16 protein-coding genes are annotated in these 16,135 nt (G+C 72.6%); 7 read left to right on the top strand and 9 right to left on the bottom strand.

What is annotated here, in order from left to right; translation table 11 throughout:
- The first annotated feature begins 113 nt into the window (after nt 1-113).
- Together ABD346_RS21650 and ABD346_RS21645 are read left to right on the top strand one after the other, a co-directional pair.
- Complete coding sequence (locus tag ABD346_RS21650; protein ID WP_344376947.1) at nt 114-1,421, top strand: MFS transporter; 1,308 nt, start codon at nt 114-116, stop codon at nt 1,419-1,421.
- Nucleotides 1,422-1,497: 76 nt separating this feature from the next.
- Nucleotides 1,498-2,169: a hypothetical protein gene (locus tag ABD346_RS21645; RefSeq protein ID WP_344376946.1), complete on the top strand. Its 672-nt coding sequence runs from the start codon at nt 1,498-1,500 to the stop codon at nt 2,167-2,169.
- Nucleotides 2,170-2,190: 21 nt separating this feature from the next.
- On the opposite strand, the gene ABD346_RS21640 is transcribed toward ABD346_RS21645, so the two are convergent.
- The 4 genes from ABD346_RS21640 to ABD346_RS21625 form a co-directional block, all read right to left on the bottom strand.
- On the bottom strand, nt 2,191-2,781 hold the full coding sequence (locus ABD346_RS21640) for a flavin reductase family protein (RefSeq protein WP_344377157.1): 591 nt from the start codon (nt 2,779-2,781) through the stop codon (nt 2,191-2,193).
- 76 nt (nt 2,782-2,857) lie between these two features.
- Nucleotides 2,858-3,700, bottom strand: coding sequence for an enoyl-CoA hydratase/isomerase family protein (locus ABD346_RS21635; protein ID WP_344376945.1), 843 nt, complete (start codon nt 3,698-3,700; stop codon nt 2,858-2,860).
- A 66-nt stretch (nt 3,701-3,766) separates the two neighbouring features.
- Nucleotides 3,767-5,992, bottom strand: a complete 2,226-nt coding sequence (locus ABD346_RS21630; protein WP_344376944.1) for an acetate--CoA ligase family protein — start codon at nt 5,990-5,992, stop codon at nt 3,767-3,769.
- Between the two features lie 336 nt (nt 5,993-6,328).
- Nucleotides 6,329-7,474 carry a flavin-containing monooxygenase gene (locus tag ABD346_RS21625; protein ID WP_344376943.1) on the bottom strand — a complete coding sequence of 382 codons (1,146 nt, stop codon included), beginning with the start codon at nt 7,472-7,474 and terminating at the stop codon, nt 6,329-6,331.
- 283 nt (nt 7,475-7,757) lie between these two features.
- Between ABD346_RS21625 and ABD346_RS21620 the strand changes: the two genes are divergently transcribed.
- The 3 genes from ABD346_RS21620 to ABD346_RS21610 all read left to right on the top strand — a co-directional run bounded on the left by ABD346_RS21620 (nt 7,758) and on the right by ABD346_RS21610 (nt 9,332).
- Nucleotides 7,758-8,210 (top strand): DoxX family protein, encoded by a 453-nt coding sequence (locus ABD346_RS21620; RefSeq protein ID WP_344376942.1) that lies wholly within the window; start codon nt 7,758-7,760, stop codon nt 8,208-8,210.
- Entirely contained in the window at nt 8,207-8,641 is a 435-nt protein-coding gene (locus ABD346_RS21615; protein ID WP_344376941.1) for a Zn-ribbon domain-containing OB-fold protein, read from the top strand. Before ABD346_RS21620 ends, ABD346_RS21615 begins: the two co-directional genes overlap by 4 nt.
- Nucleotides 8,642-8,774: 133 nt before the next feature.
- Complete coding sequence (locus ABD346_RS21610; protein WP_344376940.1) at nt 8,775-9,332, top strand: GNAT family N-acetyltransferase; 558 nt, start codon at nt 8,775-8,777, stop codon at nt 9,330-9,332.
- A gap of 111 nt (nt 9,333-9,443) precedes the next feature.
- Here the strand turns inward: ABD346_RS21610 and ABD346_RS21605 are convergent, their stop codons facing one another.
- Both ABD346_RS21605 and ABD346_RS21600 read right to left on the bottom strand, forming a co-directional pair.
- Nucleotides 9,444-10,214, bottom strand: a complete 771-nt coding sequence (locus tag ABD346_RS21605) for a response regulator transcription factor (protein WP_344376939.1) — start codon at nt 10,212-10,214, stop codon at nt 9,444-9,446.
- Nucleotides 10,211-11,431 carry a sensor histidine kinase gene (locus ABD346_RS21600; protein WP_344376937.1) on the bottom strand — a complete coding sequence of 407 codons (1,221 nt, stop codon included), beginning with the start codon at nt 11,429-11,431 and terminating at the stop codon, nt 10,211-10,213. Before ABD346_RS21600 ends, ABD346_RS21605 begins: the two co-directional genes overlap by 4 nt.
- Nucleotides 11,432-11,568: 137 nt before the next feature.
- Between ABD346_RS21600 and ABD346_RS21595 the strand changes: the two genes are divergently transcribed.
- Both ABD346_RS21595 and ABD346_RS21590 read left to right on the top strand, forming a co-directional pair.
- Nucleotides 11,569-11,934 (top strand): DUF4190 domain-containing protein, encoded by a 366-nt coding sequence (locus tag ABD346_RS21595; RefSeq protein ID WP_344376936.1) that lies wholly within the window; start codon nt 11,569-11,571, stop codon nt 11,932-11,934.
- A gap of 42 nt (nt 11,935-11,976) precedes the next feature.
- Nucleotides 11,977-13,119 (top strand): serine hydrolase domain-containing protein, encoded by a 1,143-nt coding sequence (locus ABD346_RS21590; protein ID WP_344376935.1) that lies wholly within the window; start codon nt 11,977-11,979, stop codon nt 13,117-13,119.
- Between the two features lie 21 nt (nt 13,120-13,140).
- On the opposite strand, the gene ABD346_RS21585 is transcribed toward ABD346_RS21590, so the two are convergent.
- The 3 genes from ABD346_RS21585 to ABD346_RS21575 form a co-directional block, all read right to left on the bottom strand.
- Nucleotides 13,141-13,791 (bottom strand): pyridoxine/pyridoxamine 5'-phosphate oxidase, encoded by a 651-nt coding sequence (locus ABD346_RS21585; protein WP_381227922.1) that lies wholly within the window; start codon nt 13,789-13,791, stop codon nt 13,141-13,143.
- A gap of 25 nt (nt 13,792-13,816) precedes the next feature.
- On the bottom strand, nt 13,817-14,374 hold the full coding sequence (locus ABD346_RS21580) for a GNAT family N-acetyltransferase (RefSeq protein ID WP_344376933.1): 558 nt from the start codon (nt 14,372-14,374) through the stop codon (nt 13,817-13,819).
- A gap of 274 nt (nt 14,375-14,648) precedes the next feature.
- Nucleotides 14,649-15,827 (bottom strand): thiolase C-terminal domain-containing protein, encoded by a 1,179-nt coding sequence (locus ABD346_RS21575; RefSeq protein WP_344376932.1) that lies wholly within the window; start codon nt 15,825-15,827, stop codon nt 14,649-14,651.
- Nucleotides 15,828-16,135 lie beyond the last annotated feature (308 nt).

Here is a 16,135-nt window from a genome sequence, read left to right as displayed (position 1 = left end):
GCGGGGTGGGGAAATGCATCCGGCCTCGGCCGCCTCCCCCTGGCCCGATCCCTGCGAAGGGTGGCCTTTCAGCCACTCGTACGACAGGGACCCGTGCCGCGACGCTGTCCGACGTGACCCAGACAACCGACAGCCCCCCGACCACGCCCGCCCCCCGGCGGAAGCCCGGACCCAGGATCCACCGCGCCTGGTACGTGGCGGCCGTCGCCTTCGTCACGATCATCGGAGCCGCCGCCTTCCGCTCGCTGCCCGGACTGCTCATCGACCCGCTGCACAGCGAGTTCCACTGGTCGCGCGGCACGATCGGCGCCGCGGTCTCCGTGAACCTCGCGCTCTACGGCCTGACCGCCCCCTTCGCCGCCGCCCTGATGGACCGCTTCGGCATCCGCAAGGTCGTCGCGGTCGCGCTGACCGTGATCGCGGTCGGTTCGGGGCTCACCGTCTTCATGCAGCATGCCTGGCAACTCATCCTCTGCTGGGGCCTGTTGGTGGGCCTCGGCAGCGGATCGATGGCGCTCGCGTTCGCGGCGACCGTCACCAACCGCTGGTTCACCGAGCGCCGCGGCCTGGTCACCGGCATCCTGACCGCGGCCTCCGCCTCCGGCCAGCTGATCTTCCTGCCGCTGCTCTCCTGGATGGTCGAGGCCCACGGCTGGCGCCCGGCCGCCGTCACCGTGACCCTGGCCGCGCTCGCCGTCGTCCCCTTCGTGTGGCTGCTCCTGCGCGACCACCCCGCGGACGTGGGCCTTCCTCCGTACGGGGCGAGCGAGTACGTCCCCAAGCCCGCCCCCGTCACGGGCGCGGCCCGCCGCACCCTCGGCGTCCTCGCCAAGGCCGCCCGCACCGGGCCCTTCTGGCTGCTCGCGGGCACCTTCGCGATCTGCGGCGCCTCCACCAACGGCCTGGTCCAGACGCACTTCGTGCCGGCCGCCCACGACCACGGCATGCCGGTCACCGCGGCCGCCGGACTGCTCGCCGTCATCGGTGTCTTCGACGTCGCGGGCACCATCTTCTCCGGCTGGCTCACCGACCGCTTCGAGTCGCGTCGGCTGCTCGCCACGTACTACGCCCTGCGCGGCATCTCGCTCCTCTTCCTGCCCATGCTGCTGGCGCCCGCCGTGCACCCGCCGATGGTCTTCTTCATCGTCTTCTACGGGCTCGACTGGGTGGCCACCGTGCCGCCGACCATCGCCCTGTGCCGCCGGCACTACGGTGACGACAGCGCGATCGTGTTCGGCTGGGTGCTCGCATCGCACCAGGTCGGAGCGGCCGTCATCGCCTTCCTGGGTGGGGTGGCCCGCGATGTCTTCGGCAGCTACGACGTCGTCTGGTACGCCTCGGGCGCGCTGTGCGCGGCGGCCGCGCTGATGGCCCTGGTCATCCGCCACCGGGGCCCCGGCACGGAACCGCTCGCCGTGTGATCCCCTCTTCCTGTACGGGAACGTTTCCGTACAGGGGAGCCGGATGTTCCCCGCCGGGGGACCGAGGGGGAACATCATGAAGCCGATCACCACGCGGGGCGTGGCCGTGCTGGCCGCGGCCCTGCTGTGCGCCACCGTGACCGCCTGCGGAACGGCCCGCCCGGGCGACCCGGCGGCCGTTCCCCCGGCTGCCCAGCCGTCCACGCCGGCCGCCACGTCGGCGACCCCCTGCGGGGACGAGACGACGGACACGACGGAGGAGGGGCCCGCTGCGGGTGCCGGTCCTGCCACGGAGGACGAGGCGGGGACGCCCGGTCCGCCCACGGACGAGGACGCCGGCAGCCCCGGCCCGCCGACCGACCAGGACACCGGAAACCCCGGTCCTCCCACCGACGGCGACGGCACCGCGGGCACCCCCGGCCCGCCCACCGACGGCACCGCGGCGCCCTGCCTCCCCGCCGGCTGGTTCGACATGACGCGGGACTTCATCGGCTACTACTCCCAGCACCTCACCAAGGCCGACGACGGGCTGTGGCCGTCGGTGGTGGCGGTCCGCATCCGCAAGCAGGGCGCGGCCGAGGAGGCCGTGGTGACGGTCGGCTTCAGTCCACCGCCGGGCGCCGGCGACTGGGAGGGCCGCAGGGTGGCCGAGGTCTTCGCGGACTGGCGCCACACGGCGTACGACGACAAGGGGAAGCTGCGCGTGGAGACCCGCAGCGGGCGTCTCATCACCGACGCGACCTGGTGAGCAGCGTCGCGGAAGCCCGGCTCAGTCGCTGAAGCGGCCGAACCTGCCCCCGTGGAAGAGGAGCGGGGCGGCGCCGTCCGTGGCGCCCAGCGCCTCGACGCGGCCGACCACGATGAGGTGGTCCCCACCGGTGTGCACGTTCTGGATGCGGCAGTCGATCCACGCCGGTACGCCGTCGAGCCGGGGCGAGCCGGTCACGGGCGCCGCGTCGAAGGAGACCCCGGCGAACTTGTCGGCCCCGCTGACCGCGAACCCCCGGCAGAGTACGGACTGTTCGGCTCCGAGGACGTTCACGCAGAACACCCCGGCGCGGGCGATGCGCGGCCACGTCGTCGACGTGCGGGACACCATGAAGGCGACCAGGGGCGGGTCGAGCGAGAGCGAGGCGAAGGACTGGCAGGCGAAGCCGGTGGGTCCGGCCGCGTCCTCGGCGGTGATGACGGTGACCCCGCTCGCGAACTGCCCGAGCACGCGCCGGAATTCACCGGGATCGACCGGCGCCCGCTCGTCGTCCCGTACGGCCCGGAGGTCCGGCCGGGGCAGGAAGTCGACGGGCTCGGCGGCCGTGGCGGCGCCGACGGACCTGAGGTATCGGACGACGGTGGCCGCCATCCCTGCGTGTCCCATCACATCAGCCATTGAAGCTGACGGTATGTCAGATTGGAAGCCTCAAGGGTGCTGAAATGGCTTACAGGCCCCGGTATTTGGGGGTGCGCCGCTCCACGAAGCTGGCCACTCCCTCGTTCGCGTCCCGGGTCGTCATGTTGATCTCCTGGGCCCAGGCCTCGGCGGCGAGCGCGGTGCTGCGGTCGGCGTCCAGGGAGGCGTTCACCAGGTGCTTGGTGAGGGCGAGCGCGCGGGTCGGCCCGGCGGCGAGCCGCTCGGCCCACTCCTTCGCGGTGGCGGCGAGTTCGGCGTCCGCGACCACGCGGTTGACCAGTCCCATGCGCTCGGCGTCGGCCGCCCGCAGCGCGTCCCCGAAGAACATCAGCTCCTTCGCCCGCTGCGGCCCCACCAGGCGCGCCAGCAGATAGGCACCGCCTCCGTCCGGCACCAGGCCCCGGCGTACGAACACCTCGATGAACTTGGCCGATTCGGCGGCCAGGACCAGATCGCAGGCGAGCGCGAGGTGGGCGCCGATACCGGCGGCGGTGCCGTTGACGGCCGCGATGACCGGCTTCTCGCAGTCGAGTACGGCGGTGATCAGGCGTTGGGCACCCTGGCGGATGGTGCGGGCGACGTCACCGGCGACCCGCTCGCCGCCGGACGCGGTTCCGGTCGCCGGAGCCCCGCGAAGGTCGGCTCCCGCGCAGAACCCCTTGCCGGTGGCGGTGATCACGACCGCTCGTACGGCCGGGTCGGCGGAGGCCGCGCCGAGCAGCGAGATGACCCGTTCGCGCTGGTCCCAGGTGACGGCGTTCATGGCGTCGGGCCGGTTGAGCGTGATCCACGAGACGCCGTTGTCAGTGGCGTGGAGTACCAATGAATCCAGGGAGTCGAGTGAATCCGGGGAGTTGTCGAGCGCATCCATGCGGGGGGCTCCAGGAACGGGGGTGGGGAAGTGGTGGGCGCTGAAGCGGCGAGTGGAGGGAACGGCTCAGCGGCAGATGGCGAGGGCGTCGAGGGCGACCGCGCCCTGGCCGCGCGGGAGCACCATGATCGGGTTGATGTCCAGCTCGGCGAGCTCGCCGCCGAGTTCGAGAGCCATCCGCTGGACGCGCAGGACGACTTCGACGAGCGCATCCACATCCAGCGGGGGCCCGCCGCGTACGCCTTCGAGGAGCGCCCGCCCCCGGAGCTCGCCGAGCATGTCCCGCGCCTGCTGCTCGCCGAACGGGGGGACGCGCACGGCCGAGTCGCCGAGCACCTCCACCAGGACGCCGCCGAGCCCGACGGTCACGGTGGGCCCGAACAGCGAGTCGTGCGAGACGCCGACGACCATCTCGACGCCGCGCTCGACCATCTGGCACACCAGGATGCCGTCGAGGTCGACACCCTCGTACCGGGCGACGTCGGTGAGCTCGCGATAGGCGTCCCGGATCTGGCTGGCCGAGGTCAAACCGACCTTGACCAGGCCGAGTTCGGTCTTGTGGGCGAGCCGCGCTCCGGAGGCCTTCATGACGACGGGGTAGCCGACGAGCCCCGCCGCGCGCACGGCGGCCGCCGCGCTGGTCACGAGCTGCTCGCGCGGCACCCGGATCCCGTACGCCCGCAGAAGCTGCTTCGCCGCGTGCTCGCTGAGCTGCTGGCCCGGGCGCATCAGGGCCTGCGCCTTGCGGAACGAAGGAGAGGGCACGCGGGGCGCCTCGTCGAAGGGGGAGCGGTAGCCGGTGGTGAACCGGTGGTGCGAGAGGTACGCCCGTACGGCGCCGATGCAGTTGGCGAACGTACGGAAGGTGGCGACCCGGTCCGATCCGAGCAGCGTCTCGCGGTAGGCGGCCTCGGTGCCGAGCGGCGAGCCCCACACCACGCACACCAGCTTGTCCGTCTGTTCCGCCGCGTCCACCAGGTCCTGCGCCAGCTTGTCGCTCATGGGCGGGAAGGGCCCGGTGATCGGACAGATGAGCACGCCCACGGAGGGGTCGGCGAGGATCGCGTCAATGATCTTCCGCCCCCGCCAGTCGCCGACGGGGTGCCCGCCGTTGTCGACGGGGTTGGCGACGTTGAGGTAGTCGGGTATCCACTCGTGGAGCTGGTCCTGCTTGGCGGGGGAGAGGGTCGGGAGGTGGAGACCGGCGGCGGTGGCGAGGTCGGAGAAGTGCGCTCCCGTGCCGCCGGAGATCGAATAGACGACGACGCCGTCGGCGAGAGGCTTGCGTGCCCGGGCCAACAGGGCTGCGGTGTCCTGGAGTTGGTCGAGTCCGTCGACGCGGATGACGCCGTACTGACGCATGGCGGCGTCCACGACGTCGTCGGCGCCGGTCAGCTTGCCGGTGTGTGAGGCGGCCATGCGCGCGCCGGCCTCGGTGCGGCCGACCTTGACGGCGACCACGGGCACACCGGCGCGCGCGGCGCGGTCGGCGGCGAGCAGGAAGGAGCGTCCGTCCTTGAGCCCCTCGACGTAGCAGGCGATGGCTCCGACCTCGGGACGTTCGGCGAAGTAGGAGATGAAGTCGGAGGTCTCTAGGTCGGCCTCGTTGCCGGTGGGCGCCCAGTGCGAGAGCCGTACGCCGAGCTCCTGCAGGGTGAACACGGGCCGCCCCTGGTGCCCGGACTGGGTGATGAGCGCGATGGCGGGCCCGTCGAGATCGTCCCGGAACTTCTCGAAGGCGTTGAGGTTGGTGTTGGGCCCGAGGAGGCGGAGTCCGGAGCGCTTGACGGCGGTGGCGAGGCGGTCCTGGGCGGCGGCGCCCTGCTCGCCGGTCTCGGCGAATCCGGAGGCGAAGGCGACGGCGAACTTGACCTTGGCCTCGGCGAGTTCCTCGATGACGGGGAGCGGGTCGCCGACCAGGAGAACGGCCAGATCGACCTGTTCCGGCAGGTCGGAGACGGAGGGGACGCAGGGCAGCCCGAAGACGGATTCCCGGGTGGGGTGGACGGGGTGGATGCGGGCGCCGACCCGCTGGGCCCAGCCGATCAGCTGGCGGGTGATCCCGGTGTTGGGGCGGCCCTCGGCGTCGGAGGCCCCGACGACGGCGACGGACTCCGGCCGGAAGAACCGGTCCAGATCCGGTACGTCGGCGTACAGGGGGCGGCCGCTGACGTCCAGGTCGCCCTCGCCGGCGGCTCTGCCGTGGACGGCGCCGGGGGCGGGCTGCTCGCCGCAGGCGACCACGCGCGCGCGGAAGTCGGTCGTGAGGGTGCCGTGAGTCGATCCAAGCATCGTTCCGCCCGCTCCTGGTCGAGGGCCAACATGGCTGAGCCGTGCCGGTGGTAACTGACGCATAGTCAGATTACAGACCTGACGGTCAGTCAGGAACCGGTGTGCGAGCAAAGCCTCAACCCTGCGGGGCCGCGGGGTCCGCCCCGCCCCCGTTCCCTCCCCGCCCCAACCGTGCGCTGGGCCTGCCCCGAACCCCGGGTCTCCCAAACCCTGTTGGTCGGTTTTTGGCCGGGGGTGGGGGCGCGGCCGGGCGGGGTGCGCTGGGGCGGAGCCCCAGGGGGCCCGGGGTATTCCCCCCGCACGGGTGGGAGGGCGCCCCCCGGGAGGCGCGCGGCGTCACCCTGCCAGGGTTTTGGCGATTCGGGTGGCGTCCAGGGACAGTTCTCGCAGCATTCCGCTGATCGGATTCGTAAATCCCGTGAAGTGCAGCCCGGGAGAGCCCGGCACCGTACGCGCACCGTGTGCGAGGGGGCGGCCCCGCGAGTCGAGGACGCCGAGGTGGCCGACGAGGGCCGAGAGCCCACGCCCGTACCCCGTCGCGCAGATCACCACCTCCGGCGAGATCCGGGCCCCGTCCGCCAGGACGACCTTGCCGCCCTCGAAGGACTCCACCGCCGCGACCGGCGAGACCCGCCCGCCCCGCACCGCGTCGATCAGCCCCACGTCCTGCACCGGGATCGCCCCCTCCCGCACCCGCGAGTACAGCCCCCCGGCCGGCCGGGGCAGCCCGTACGCGGAGAGGTCCGGCACGGAGAGCCGTTCGGTCACCGACGCCGCCCGGTCCACCAGGCGTACCGGAAGCCGGCGCACCAGGATGCCGGTCGCCTGCGCGGGCCACCCCGCCGTGGACCGGCGCAGGATGTGCGGCGGGGTCCGCACCGCGAGCCGCACCCGCCCGGCCCCGCCGTCGGCGAGGTCGGCCGCGATCTCGGCCCCGGTGTTGCCGGCCCCGACGACGAGGACGTCCCGGCCGGCGTAGGGCGCCGGGTTGCGGTACCGGCTCGCGTGCACGAGCTCACCCGTGTACGTCTCGGCCCCGGCCCACTCGGGAACGTACGGCGTGTGGTTGTACCCCGTGGCCACCACCACGCGCGACGTAGAAAGGCGCCGCCCGCCGGTCGCGTACAGCACCCACCCCTCGTCCCCGGGCCCGCGCTCGATCCGCTCGACCTCGACCCCGGTGACGATCTCCAGCTCGTGGAAGTCCGCGTACTTCTCCAGGTATCGCACCACGTCGTCGCGCGACACCCACCGCCCGAACCGGCGCGGAATCCGCAGCCCGGGCAGCGCGGACAGGCGCCGTGTGGTGTGCAGGTGGAGCCGGTCGTAGTGGCGCCGCCAGGAGGCGGCCACGGAGTCGGACTTCTCCAGTACGACGGCCCGCACGCCCCGTGCGCGCAACTCGGCGGCCACGGCGAGCCCGCCGGGCCCGGCGCCGATCACGTAGACGGGGCTCGTCGTGGCGTTGGTGGTATCGGCCATGAACGCTGAGCGTAACGGCGCGAACACTTGATGGGTCTCGGTCAAGACCGGAATCGGTTGCGATCTGATCACGCATGCGCACGCCCTGTGCACATGGGCACCGCACGAGCCCCGCCCGAGCCCCTCGTGCGCGCCGCTCCGCATGCGGGCCCGCGCACGCACATGTGCCCCCTCTCGCCTCCCCACCCCTTGCGCGCACGCCCCGCATCCGCTGAACTGACGTACCGTCAGAAACCAATTCCTGCTGGGCAAGTACCAAGCCTGCTGGAGAAAGGGGCCCCGCGTGGACTCGATCTGGCTCGGCGGCGCCGAATGGCTGGCCGTCCTGCGCATCGGCCTCGGGCTGTGGTGGCTGGAGAGCTGGCGGCACAAGGACAAGAAGGGCTGGTTCGAGCGCGGCACCGGCATCGCCTGGGCGGCCGACGTCGCCGCCAAGCACAAGTGGAACGCCGTCCGCAGCGGCTTCGACGCCGTGGTCAAGCCCCGGCCCAAGACCATGGCGTACGTCGTCGTCTATGCCGAACTCGCCCTGGGACTCGGCCTGGTGACCGGGTTCCTGACTCCGGTCGCCCTCGTGGCCGGGCTCCTCCTCAACCTTCTCTACCTGGTCCTGATGATCCACGACTGGGCCGAGCAGGGCCAGAACGCGATGATGGCGCTCATCTCGCTCGTCGCCCTCGGCGCCATGTCGTGGCAGACCTGGTCCCTGGACGACGCGATAGGACTGTTCCGATGACCGCTGCCACCCCGGAAGCCGACCCCTTCACCCGCCCGTACTGGGACGCGGCCGCCGAGGGCCGGCTCCTCGTCCGGCACTGCACGGCCTGCGACCGCGCGCACCACTACCCGCGCGAGTTCTGCCCGTACTGCTGGAGCGAGGACGTGACCTGGCGGCAGGCGAGCGGCCGGGCCACGCTCTACACCTGGTCCGTCGTGCACCGCAACGACCTGCCGCCGTTCGGCGACCGTGTCCCGTACGTCGCCGCCGTCGTCGACCTGGCCGAGGGCCCCCGGATGATGACCGAGGTCGTCGGATGCCCGGAGGCGGAGCTGCGGATCGGCATGGAGCTGTACGTGACGTTCCGGGCCGGGACCGGGGGCGGCGGGGACGGCGGCGACGGCGGCGACGGCGTGAGTGTGCCGGTGTTCCGGCCCGGCCCGCGCTGATCGGCGACTTCCCGACGGGCCTGTTTCTTCGGCGGCCTGCGCGGCGGGCAGGACGTCGTGGTGCTTCCCCGCCTGGGCGGGCGGCCGCCGAAATTCCCGGCCCGCGCGTACGGATCAGGGATTGAATGGCGGCATGGATCTCCAGCTCATACCCGCCGACCTGCGCGGCCACGGCCTGCGCCTGCGCACCTGGCGCGACGACGACGTCCAGACCCTGCTGCGCGCGGTCACCGACCCCGAGTACCTGCGGTGGAACACGCACAACACCCCCGTCGAGGACGAGGCGGCAGCGGCCGAACTGCTGCGGCTGCGGGCGCTGGGCTGGGCGCGGGGCGAGTTCGCCACGTACTGCGTCACGGACGAGACCGACGGGGCGGTACTGGGCCAGGTTGGGCTCAACTTCATCAACTGGCCCATGCGTTGTGCCCGGGTGGGCTACTGGACGCTCCCCGAGGCGCGGGGCCGCGGTGTGGCGGGCCACGCCCTGGAACTGCTCACCCGCTGGGCCTTCGAGCAGCTCGGCCTGCACCGCATCGAACTGGGCCACGCGGTGGGCCATGCCGCGTCCTGCCGGGTGGCGGAGCGGGGCGGCTACGCGGCGGAGGGAACGCTGCGGGGTGCCATGTTCGAGTCCCAGCGCCGGGACGCGTTCCGCGACCTGCACCTGCACGCGAGACTGGCGACGGACTGAGCGGCTTGTCGCACGTAGGTGCCGGCCGGGGCAGACCTGCGAAGCCGAACTCGGGGGAGCGACCAGCCCCCACCGACCCGCACCCGAATACCCGCACTTCATTCGGGGCGCTCATTCGGCGAAACCCGGCACCACCAAACCCGACTCATAGGCAATGACCACCGCATGCGTCCGGTTCTGCGCCCCCAGCTTCGTCAGCACGTTCCCGACGTGTGTCTTCACCGTCTCCAGGCTCACCGTGAGGGACCTCGCGATCTCCGGGTTGGACAGGCCCGTGGCCATCGATCGCAGGACCTCCTCCTCGCGATCCGTCAGGGCGGCCCTCGGCAGCGCCTCGGCCGAGTCCAGGGGGCGGGCCGCGACCATGCGGCGCAGGGCCGTCGGGAAGAGGATCGCCTCGCCGGCGGCCACCACCCGCACCGCCTCCGCGATCTGCGGGACCGGGCGCCGCTTGAGTACGAACCCGCTGGCCCCGGCGCTGAGCGCGGCCGTGACGTAGCCGTCGTTCTCGAAGGTGGTGATCACCACGACCCTGGGCGTTCCCGTCAACTCGCTTGATTCTGCCAGGAGTTGCCGAGTCGCCTCGATTCCGTTGCGGCGTGGCATCCGTACGTCCATCAGGACCACGTCGGGCCGCAGCAGCCGGGCCTGTTCGACCGCCTCGACGCCGTCGGCGGCCTCCCCGACCACCGTGATCCCCGGCTGGGCCCCGAGCAACAGGCGCAGACCGCTGCGGGTCACCGCGTCGTCGTCCGCGATCAGGAGGGTGACGTCTCCCCGTGGGCTGACGTCTCCGTTCCCGCCGGAGTCGGCGGTGACGGGTTCGACGGGGTCGGTGCCCGCCCTGTCGACGCCCGTGCCGGCCCGGTCGGTGCCGGTCATGCCGACGTCCGTACCGGCAGCCGGACCGCCAGCCGCCAGCGCCGCGGGCCGTCCGGGCCGGACTCGATCTCGCCGTGCAGCAGCCGTACGCGCTCGGTCAGGCCGGGCAGCCCGTGCCCGGACGTCGGGAAGCCGCCCGCCGCCGCGCCCGTCCGGTTGACCACGGCGAGTTCCAGGACGTCCCGCCCGGCCGCCACCCGGACCTCGATCGGGCCGCCCGCCCCGTGCCGCAGGGCGTTCGTCAGGCCCTCCTGCACGATCCGGTACGCGGCCCGCGAAAGCGTGCCCTGCACCTGAGCCAGGTCGCCCGAAAGGTCCGGCTCCACCACCGCGCCCGCGTGCCGCAGCCGGTCGAGCAGTTCGGGGAGGTCGGCCAGGGTGCGGGTCGGCGCCGTCTCCGTCTTCTCCTCGCGCAGCACACCCAGTACGTAGTCGAGGTCCTCAAGCGCGGCCCGGGCCGACTCCTCGATGCTGCGCAGCGCGCCGCGGGCCGCCACCGGGTCGGCGGCGAGGAGTTCGCCCGCCACCGCGGCCTGGATCGTGGTGGCCGTCAGCGTGTGTCCGATGGAGTCGTGCAGCTCGTGGGCGAGCCGGTTGCGCTCGGCGAGCCGCAGCTCCCGCTGGGCCGCCAGCGCGAGCCGCTCGGCCGCCGAGGGGCCGAGCAGCCGGGGTGCCAGCCACCGCAGGGCGTACGTCACCGCCGCGCACACGGCCGCCCCGAGCAGCGCGCAGCCGAGCGCCATCAACCAGCTCGACCAGCCGCCCTCCGCCCGCACCGTCCGGCCGAACAGACTCACCCCCGCCTCGGCGTCGAGCCAGCCTCCGGGGAGGGTGACGGCGGCGATGAAGAGCAGGCCGCCCACCAGGGCTGCCGTCCACCCCAGCGCCACATGCAGCAGCAGCCAGAAGGGAGTCCGCCAACGGTCGGCGCCGGGCGACCGTACGGGTACGGGGTCCGGCAGCGGCACCCTCAGCACCCGCCGGGCGGCCACGACCAGCGCCCGCCGCGTGGTGCGGGCGAGCCCGGCCGCGCCGATCAGCGCCGCCCAGACAAGCAGCCCCAGACCCATCTGTGCGCCGTACGGAGCGGACCGCCACACCAGCCCCGGCAGCATCGCGAACGGCAGCAGCGCAAGGCTCGCCAACGCGCCGCACGATGCGAACAGCCCGCCCGTGTATGTGGAGCCGCGCAGCAGCGGCCGGATTCCCCTGAACATGGTCCGGCCAGTATGACCGGGCCGCTGACCTGCGACCTCCCCCGATCGGGGGAGCGGATTCTCCCGCCTTTCCGCGATGTGCGCCCGCGCCCCCTGACGCCACGATCGAGCCCTGAGCCACTGACGGGAGGACCTCGATGAACACGCGGGAAGTGCAAGAAGCAGCAGTAGCCCAGGGGTTGGGGGCGCCGCCGGACAGGAACGGTCTGGCCGTGGCCGCCCTGATCCTCGGGGCCGTCGGCCTGAGTACCTCGATCTTCTTCGTCGGCGGCCCGCTGGGCATCATCGGCCTGGTCCTGGGCGTCGTCGCCCTGATCACGACGAGGCGGACCGGCACCGGCCGGGGCAAGGCCGTCGCCGCGGTGGTGACGTCGGTCCTGGCGATCGTGGTGTCCGCCCTGGTCGCGGTCCTCATGGTCTGGTACGCGAACCACACGCAGGCCTGCTACCGGCCCGGCAGCTTCCACGAGTACACGCAGTGCGTCCGTGAGCAGCTCACGTGACCTGCGCCGCTGAATTCCCCACGTTTTCACAGGAGTTGACCCATGAGTGAGCAGGCGAGGCGGCGGTTCGGTCCGCGCAATGCTGTGGTGGCCGCGGCCGCGACGGTTGTCGGTGTGATGACGCTGGGTGCCCCGCCCCCGGCATCCGCGTCCGCCCGGCCGGACTCCGTCCAGCAGCGTCTCGACGCGCTGGTGCGGGCCGATGGCCTGCCCGCCGCGCTGGCCGGCGTGAAGGACCGCGAGGGGCACACCCGTCATTACACGTCCGGTGTCGCCGACGTGACGACCGGGGCGAAGGTGCCGGTGGACGGCCAGGTCCGCATCGGCAGCAACACGAAGACGTTCACGGCGGTGGTGGTGCTGCAACTGGTCGGGGAGGGAGAGGTCGGTCTCGATGCCCCGGTGGACACCTACCTCCCCGGACTCGTACGGGGCGACGGCATCGACGGCCGCCGCATCACCGTCCGCCAGTTGCTCCAGCACACGAGCGGGCTGCCGGAGTACGGCGACCACCTCGACGACCATGCCCTTCAGGACCAGTACTACGACCCCCGCGACCTCCTCGACATCGCCCTCCGGCACAAGGCGCACTTCGTCCCGGGCGCGAAGTGGGAGTACAGCAACACGAACTACCTGCTGGCGGGCCTGATCGTGCAGAAGGTCACGGGCCGGCCGCTCGCCGAGGAAATGGACCGGCGCGTCATCAAGCGCATCGGTCTGCGGCACACCTATTTCCCCGTCCCCGGCGACAGGACCATTCGCGAGCCGCAGCCCAAGGGCTACTACCAGGACGAGGCGGGCGCCCCGCTCCGCGATTTCACGGACATCGACCCCTCCTGGGGCTGGGCGGCAGGCCAGTTGATCTCCACGAACTCCGACGTCAACCGGTTCTTCGGCGCGCTGCTCGCCGGCCGCCTGCTCCCGGCGGCCCAGCTGGCCCAGATGCGTACCACCGTCCCCGTCGGGGCCGGTGGCGCGGGCTACGGCCTGGGCCTCATGAGCCGGCCGCTGTCGTGCGGAGGCGTCTACTGGGGCCACGGCGGTGACATCCCGGGGTACGAGACCCGGGGCGGGGTCACCGACGACGGCCGCGCGGTCAGTGTGGCGGTGACCGAGATTCCGCCGGACGCGGAGGTCACGGGGCGGGTGGAGAAGGTCGTGGACGCGGCGCTGTGCGGCCGTTAGCCATGGCCGGGTCGTGCGGCCTTACGGCCAGAGGAGCTCACGGACCCAGCCGGCCCCGTCGCGGCGATACCGCAGCCGTACGTGCCGGCGCCGGGCGTCGCCCTGGAAGAACTCGACCTCGGTGGGCTCCAGCACGTACCGGGTCCAGGTGGGTACGGGAGCCAGCGGATCGGCCTCGGCCTGCCGCCACGCCGCCTCGGAAGCGTCCTCCAACTCCCGGTATTCAGCGAGCACTTCACTCATTCTTCCGACCAGGGCCGCAGCCAGCGCTCCGGTCGAGCGGGCGTGCAGATCGTCCTGCGAGGCGGCCTCTCCGGCCGGGGTGACGGCGCCCCGCACACGGACCTGGCGGCCCACCGCGGGCCAGTAGAAGCCGAGGGCGGCGACGGGACGGGCGGCCAGCTGGCGCCCCTTCGCACTGGTGGAGTGCGAGGCGAAGTGCCAGCCGGCGTCGTCGGCGTCGTGCAGCATGAGGGTGCGGATGTCGGGCCGCCCGGCCTCGTCGACCGTGGCGAGCGACATGGTGTGCGGCTCGGCCTGCCCCGCCCCGGCGGCGTGCACCAGCCAGGCCTGGAAGAGGGGGAGGGGCGCGGCGGGAGCTGCGTCGGGGTCGAAGGAGGGAAGGGCTACGTCCCAGACGCGGAGGGTGTGGAGAAACTCGCGGAATTCCATGCGGCCCATTGTCCGGGCCGCCCGGTCACCGGACCGCCCGTGCCGCGAGCCAGTCCTCGCGCGTCAGCGCGTACTCGACCTCCCCGAGCTCGGTGCCCGGGATGGGGTCCTCGAACTCCTCGAAGTACGTGCGTACGTGGCTGAGCCCTGCCCGCTCCATGACGCTGCGGGACCGGGCGTTGACGTACATGGTGTTCGCGGTGATGCGGGACAGGCCCAGGTCGCCGAACCCCTTCTCGATCAGCGCGAGGGCACCCTCGATGGCGTACCCCTTGCCCCAGGCGGACCGCCGCAGCCGGTAGCCGAGGTCACCCGGGCTGTCGCCCATGGGGCGCAGGCAGTGCCAGCCGATGAACTCGCCCGTGTCGCGCAGATGCGTCGCCCAGAAGCCGCCCGTGGGGTACGGCTGCACCATCCGCTCGAAGGACCCGGCGCGGACCTCGGCGCGGGTCTGGGGGCGGCCGCCGGTGAGGTACCGCATGACCTCCGGGTCGCTGTCGAGCTCCACCACGAGGTCGAGGTCGGCCTCGGTGTCGGTGAATGCGCGGAGCGCGAGGCGAGGGGTGGTGAGGAAATAGTCCATGGGGACGATCGTGGGCGGGCGGGGGTGGGGGCCGCCACACAATTTCGGGTGCGGGGAGGGTGGACCCCCGGGTGGATTCCCCACCCCGCCCCTTCCCGAGACTCTCCGAGGGATGTCGTTCGGCTGCGGACCGTCTGTGGCCGGTCGCGCAGTTCCCCGCGCCCCTGGCAGGGTCAATGCCGGCCCGCACCGGAGCATTTCAGCCCGTCATGGGGCCCCCGGCCCTTCAGGCGCGAACGGGGTCCAGAGCCCCGACGCAATCTGCCCGGCCTGCTCACCCCCGTCCCAGCACCATCGTCCCCGACGAGCAGAACCATCCCCCCGTCCCCGACACCACCCCCACCTCCGGCAGCCGCCCCCCGGGCTTGCGGACCTGGCCCGCACCCCCCTCGCCCCGCAGTTGCCGTACCGCCTCCACCAGCAGGAACAACCCCGGCATCCCCGGATGGCACGCCGAAAGCCCACCCCCGTCCGTGTTCCCCAGCAGCGCTCCGTCCCGCAGCAGCAGCCCCTTCGACACGAACGCCCCGCCCTCCCCCTTCGCGCAGAACCCGAGGTCCTCAAGGGTCACCAGCGTCATGTACGTGAACGCGTCGTAGATCTCGGCCACGTCGACGTCCGCCGGGCGCACCCCGGCCCGTTCGAAGGCGAGCCGGCCCGAGACCGCCGCCGGGGAGACCGTGAAGTCCTCCCACTCCGACATCGTCGTGTGCGAGACCGACATGCCCGAACCCAGCACCCACACCGGCGACTTGGCCGTGTCCGGTACGTACTCCTCCGCCGCGAGCAGCACCGCGCAGCCGCCGTCGGAGCGGATGCAGCAGTGCAGCTTGGTGAAGGGGTCGGCGATCATCGGGCCGCCAAGGACGTCGTCCACCGTGATCGGGTCGCGGAACATCGCGTCGGGGTTGGTGGCCGCGTTCGCCCGCGCCTGCACCGCGACCTCCGCCAACTGCTCCACGGTGGTGCCGTATTGATGCATGTGGCGGCGCGCGGCCATCGCGTACTTGGAGATCAGTGTGTGGCCGTACGGGACCTCGAACTGGAGCGGGCCCCGGGCGCCGAAGGAGAGGTTCGAGGTGCGGCGACCCGCCTTGATGTCGGCGCGTGCGGTCGAGCCGTACACCAGGAGTACGGCGTTGGCATGCCCGGCGGCGATCGCGTCCGCGGCGTGCGCGGCCATGACCTCCCAGGTGGCGCCCCCGACGGCCGTCGAGTCCACCCAGGTGGGCCGGAGCCCGAGATACTCGGCGACCTCCACCGGCGCGAGCGTGCCGAGTCCCGCCGAGCCGAACCCGTCGATGACCTCGCGGTCCAGCCCCGAGTCGGCGAGGGCGCGGCGGGCGGCCTGGGCGTGCAGGGCGTAGGGGGTGGCGTCGTCCACGCGGCCGGTGTCGGAGAGTGCGACGCCTACGACGGCTACCTTGCGGCGCTGGGTGGTTGAGGGCGACATGAATCTGACGGTACATCAGATTCTGGCCCCGGCCCCGCCCCTTCCCGAAACCCGCCGGGGGCTGGAGAGGGGTGAAGCCGGGTTCCCTGGGGCTCCGCCCCAGACCCCGTGTCGCGCCTTAAGGGCTCGTCCTCAAGCTCCCCCAAGGCCTCAAGGGCCAGGGGGCACCCCCGTGACAGGCTGAAATGCCCGATGCGGGCCAGCGTGGACGCCGCTGGGGGGCGCGGGGAGCTGCGCGAGCAGCCACTGCGGCCCGAGGTCGAAAGCGGGGTCCAGGGGCGCGGGGAACTGCGCGATCGGCCGCAGCC

Source organism: Streptomyces mauvecolor, from assembly GCF_039532965.1.
Lineage (GTDB): Bacteria > Actinomycetota > Actinomycetes > Streptomycetales > Streptomycetaceae > Streptomyces > Streptomyces violascens.
The sequence above is the reverse complement of the archived record's forward strand: the minus strand, read 5'-3'. Positions and strand labels throughout refer to the sequence as shown.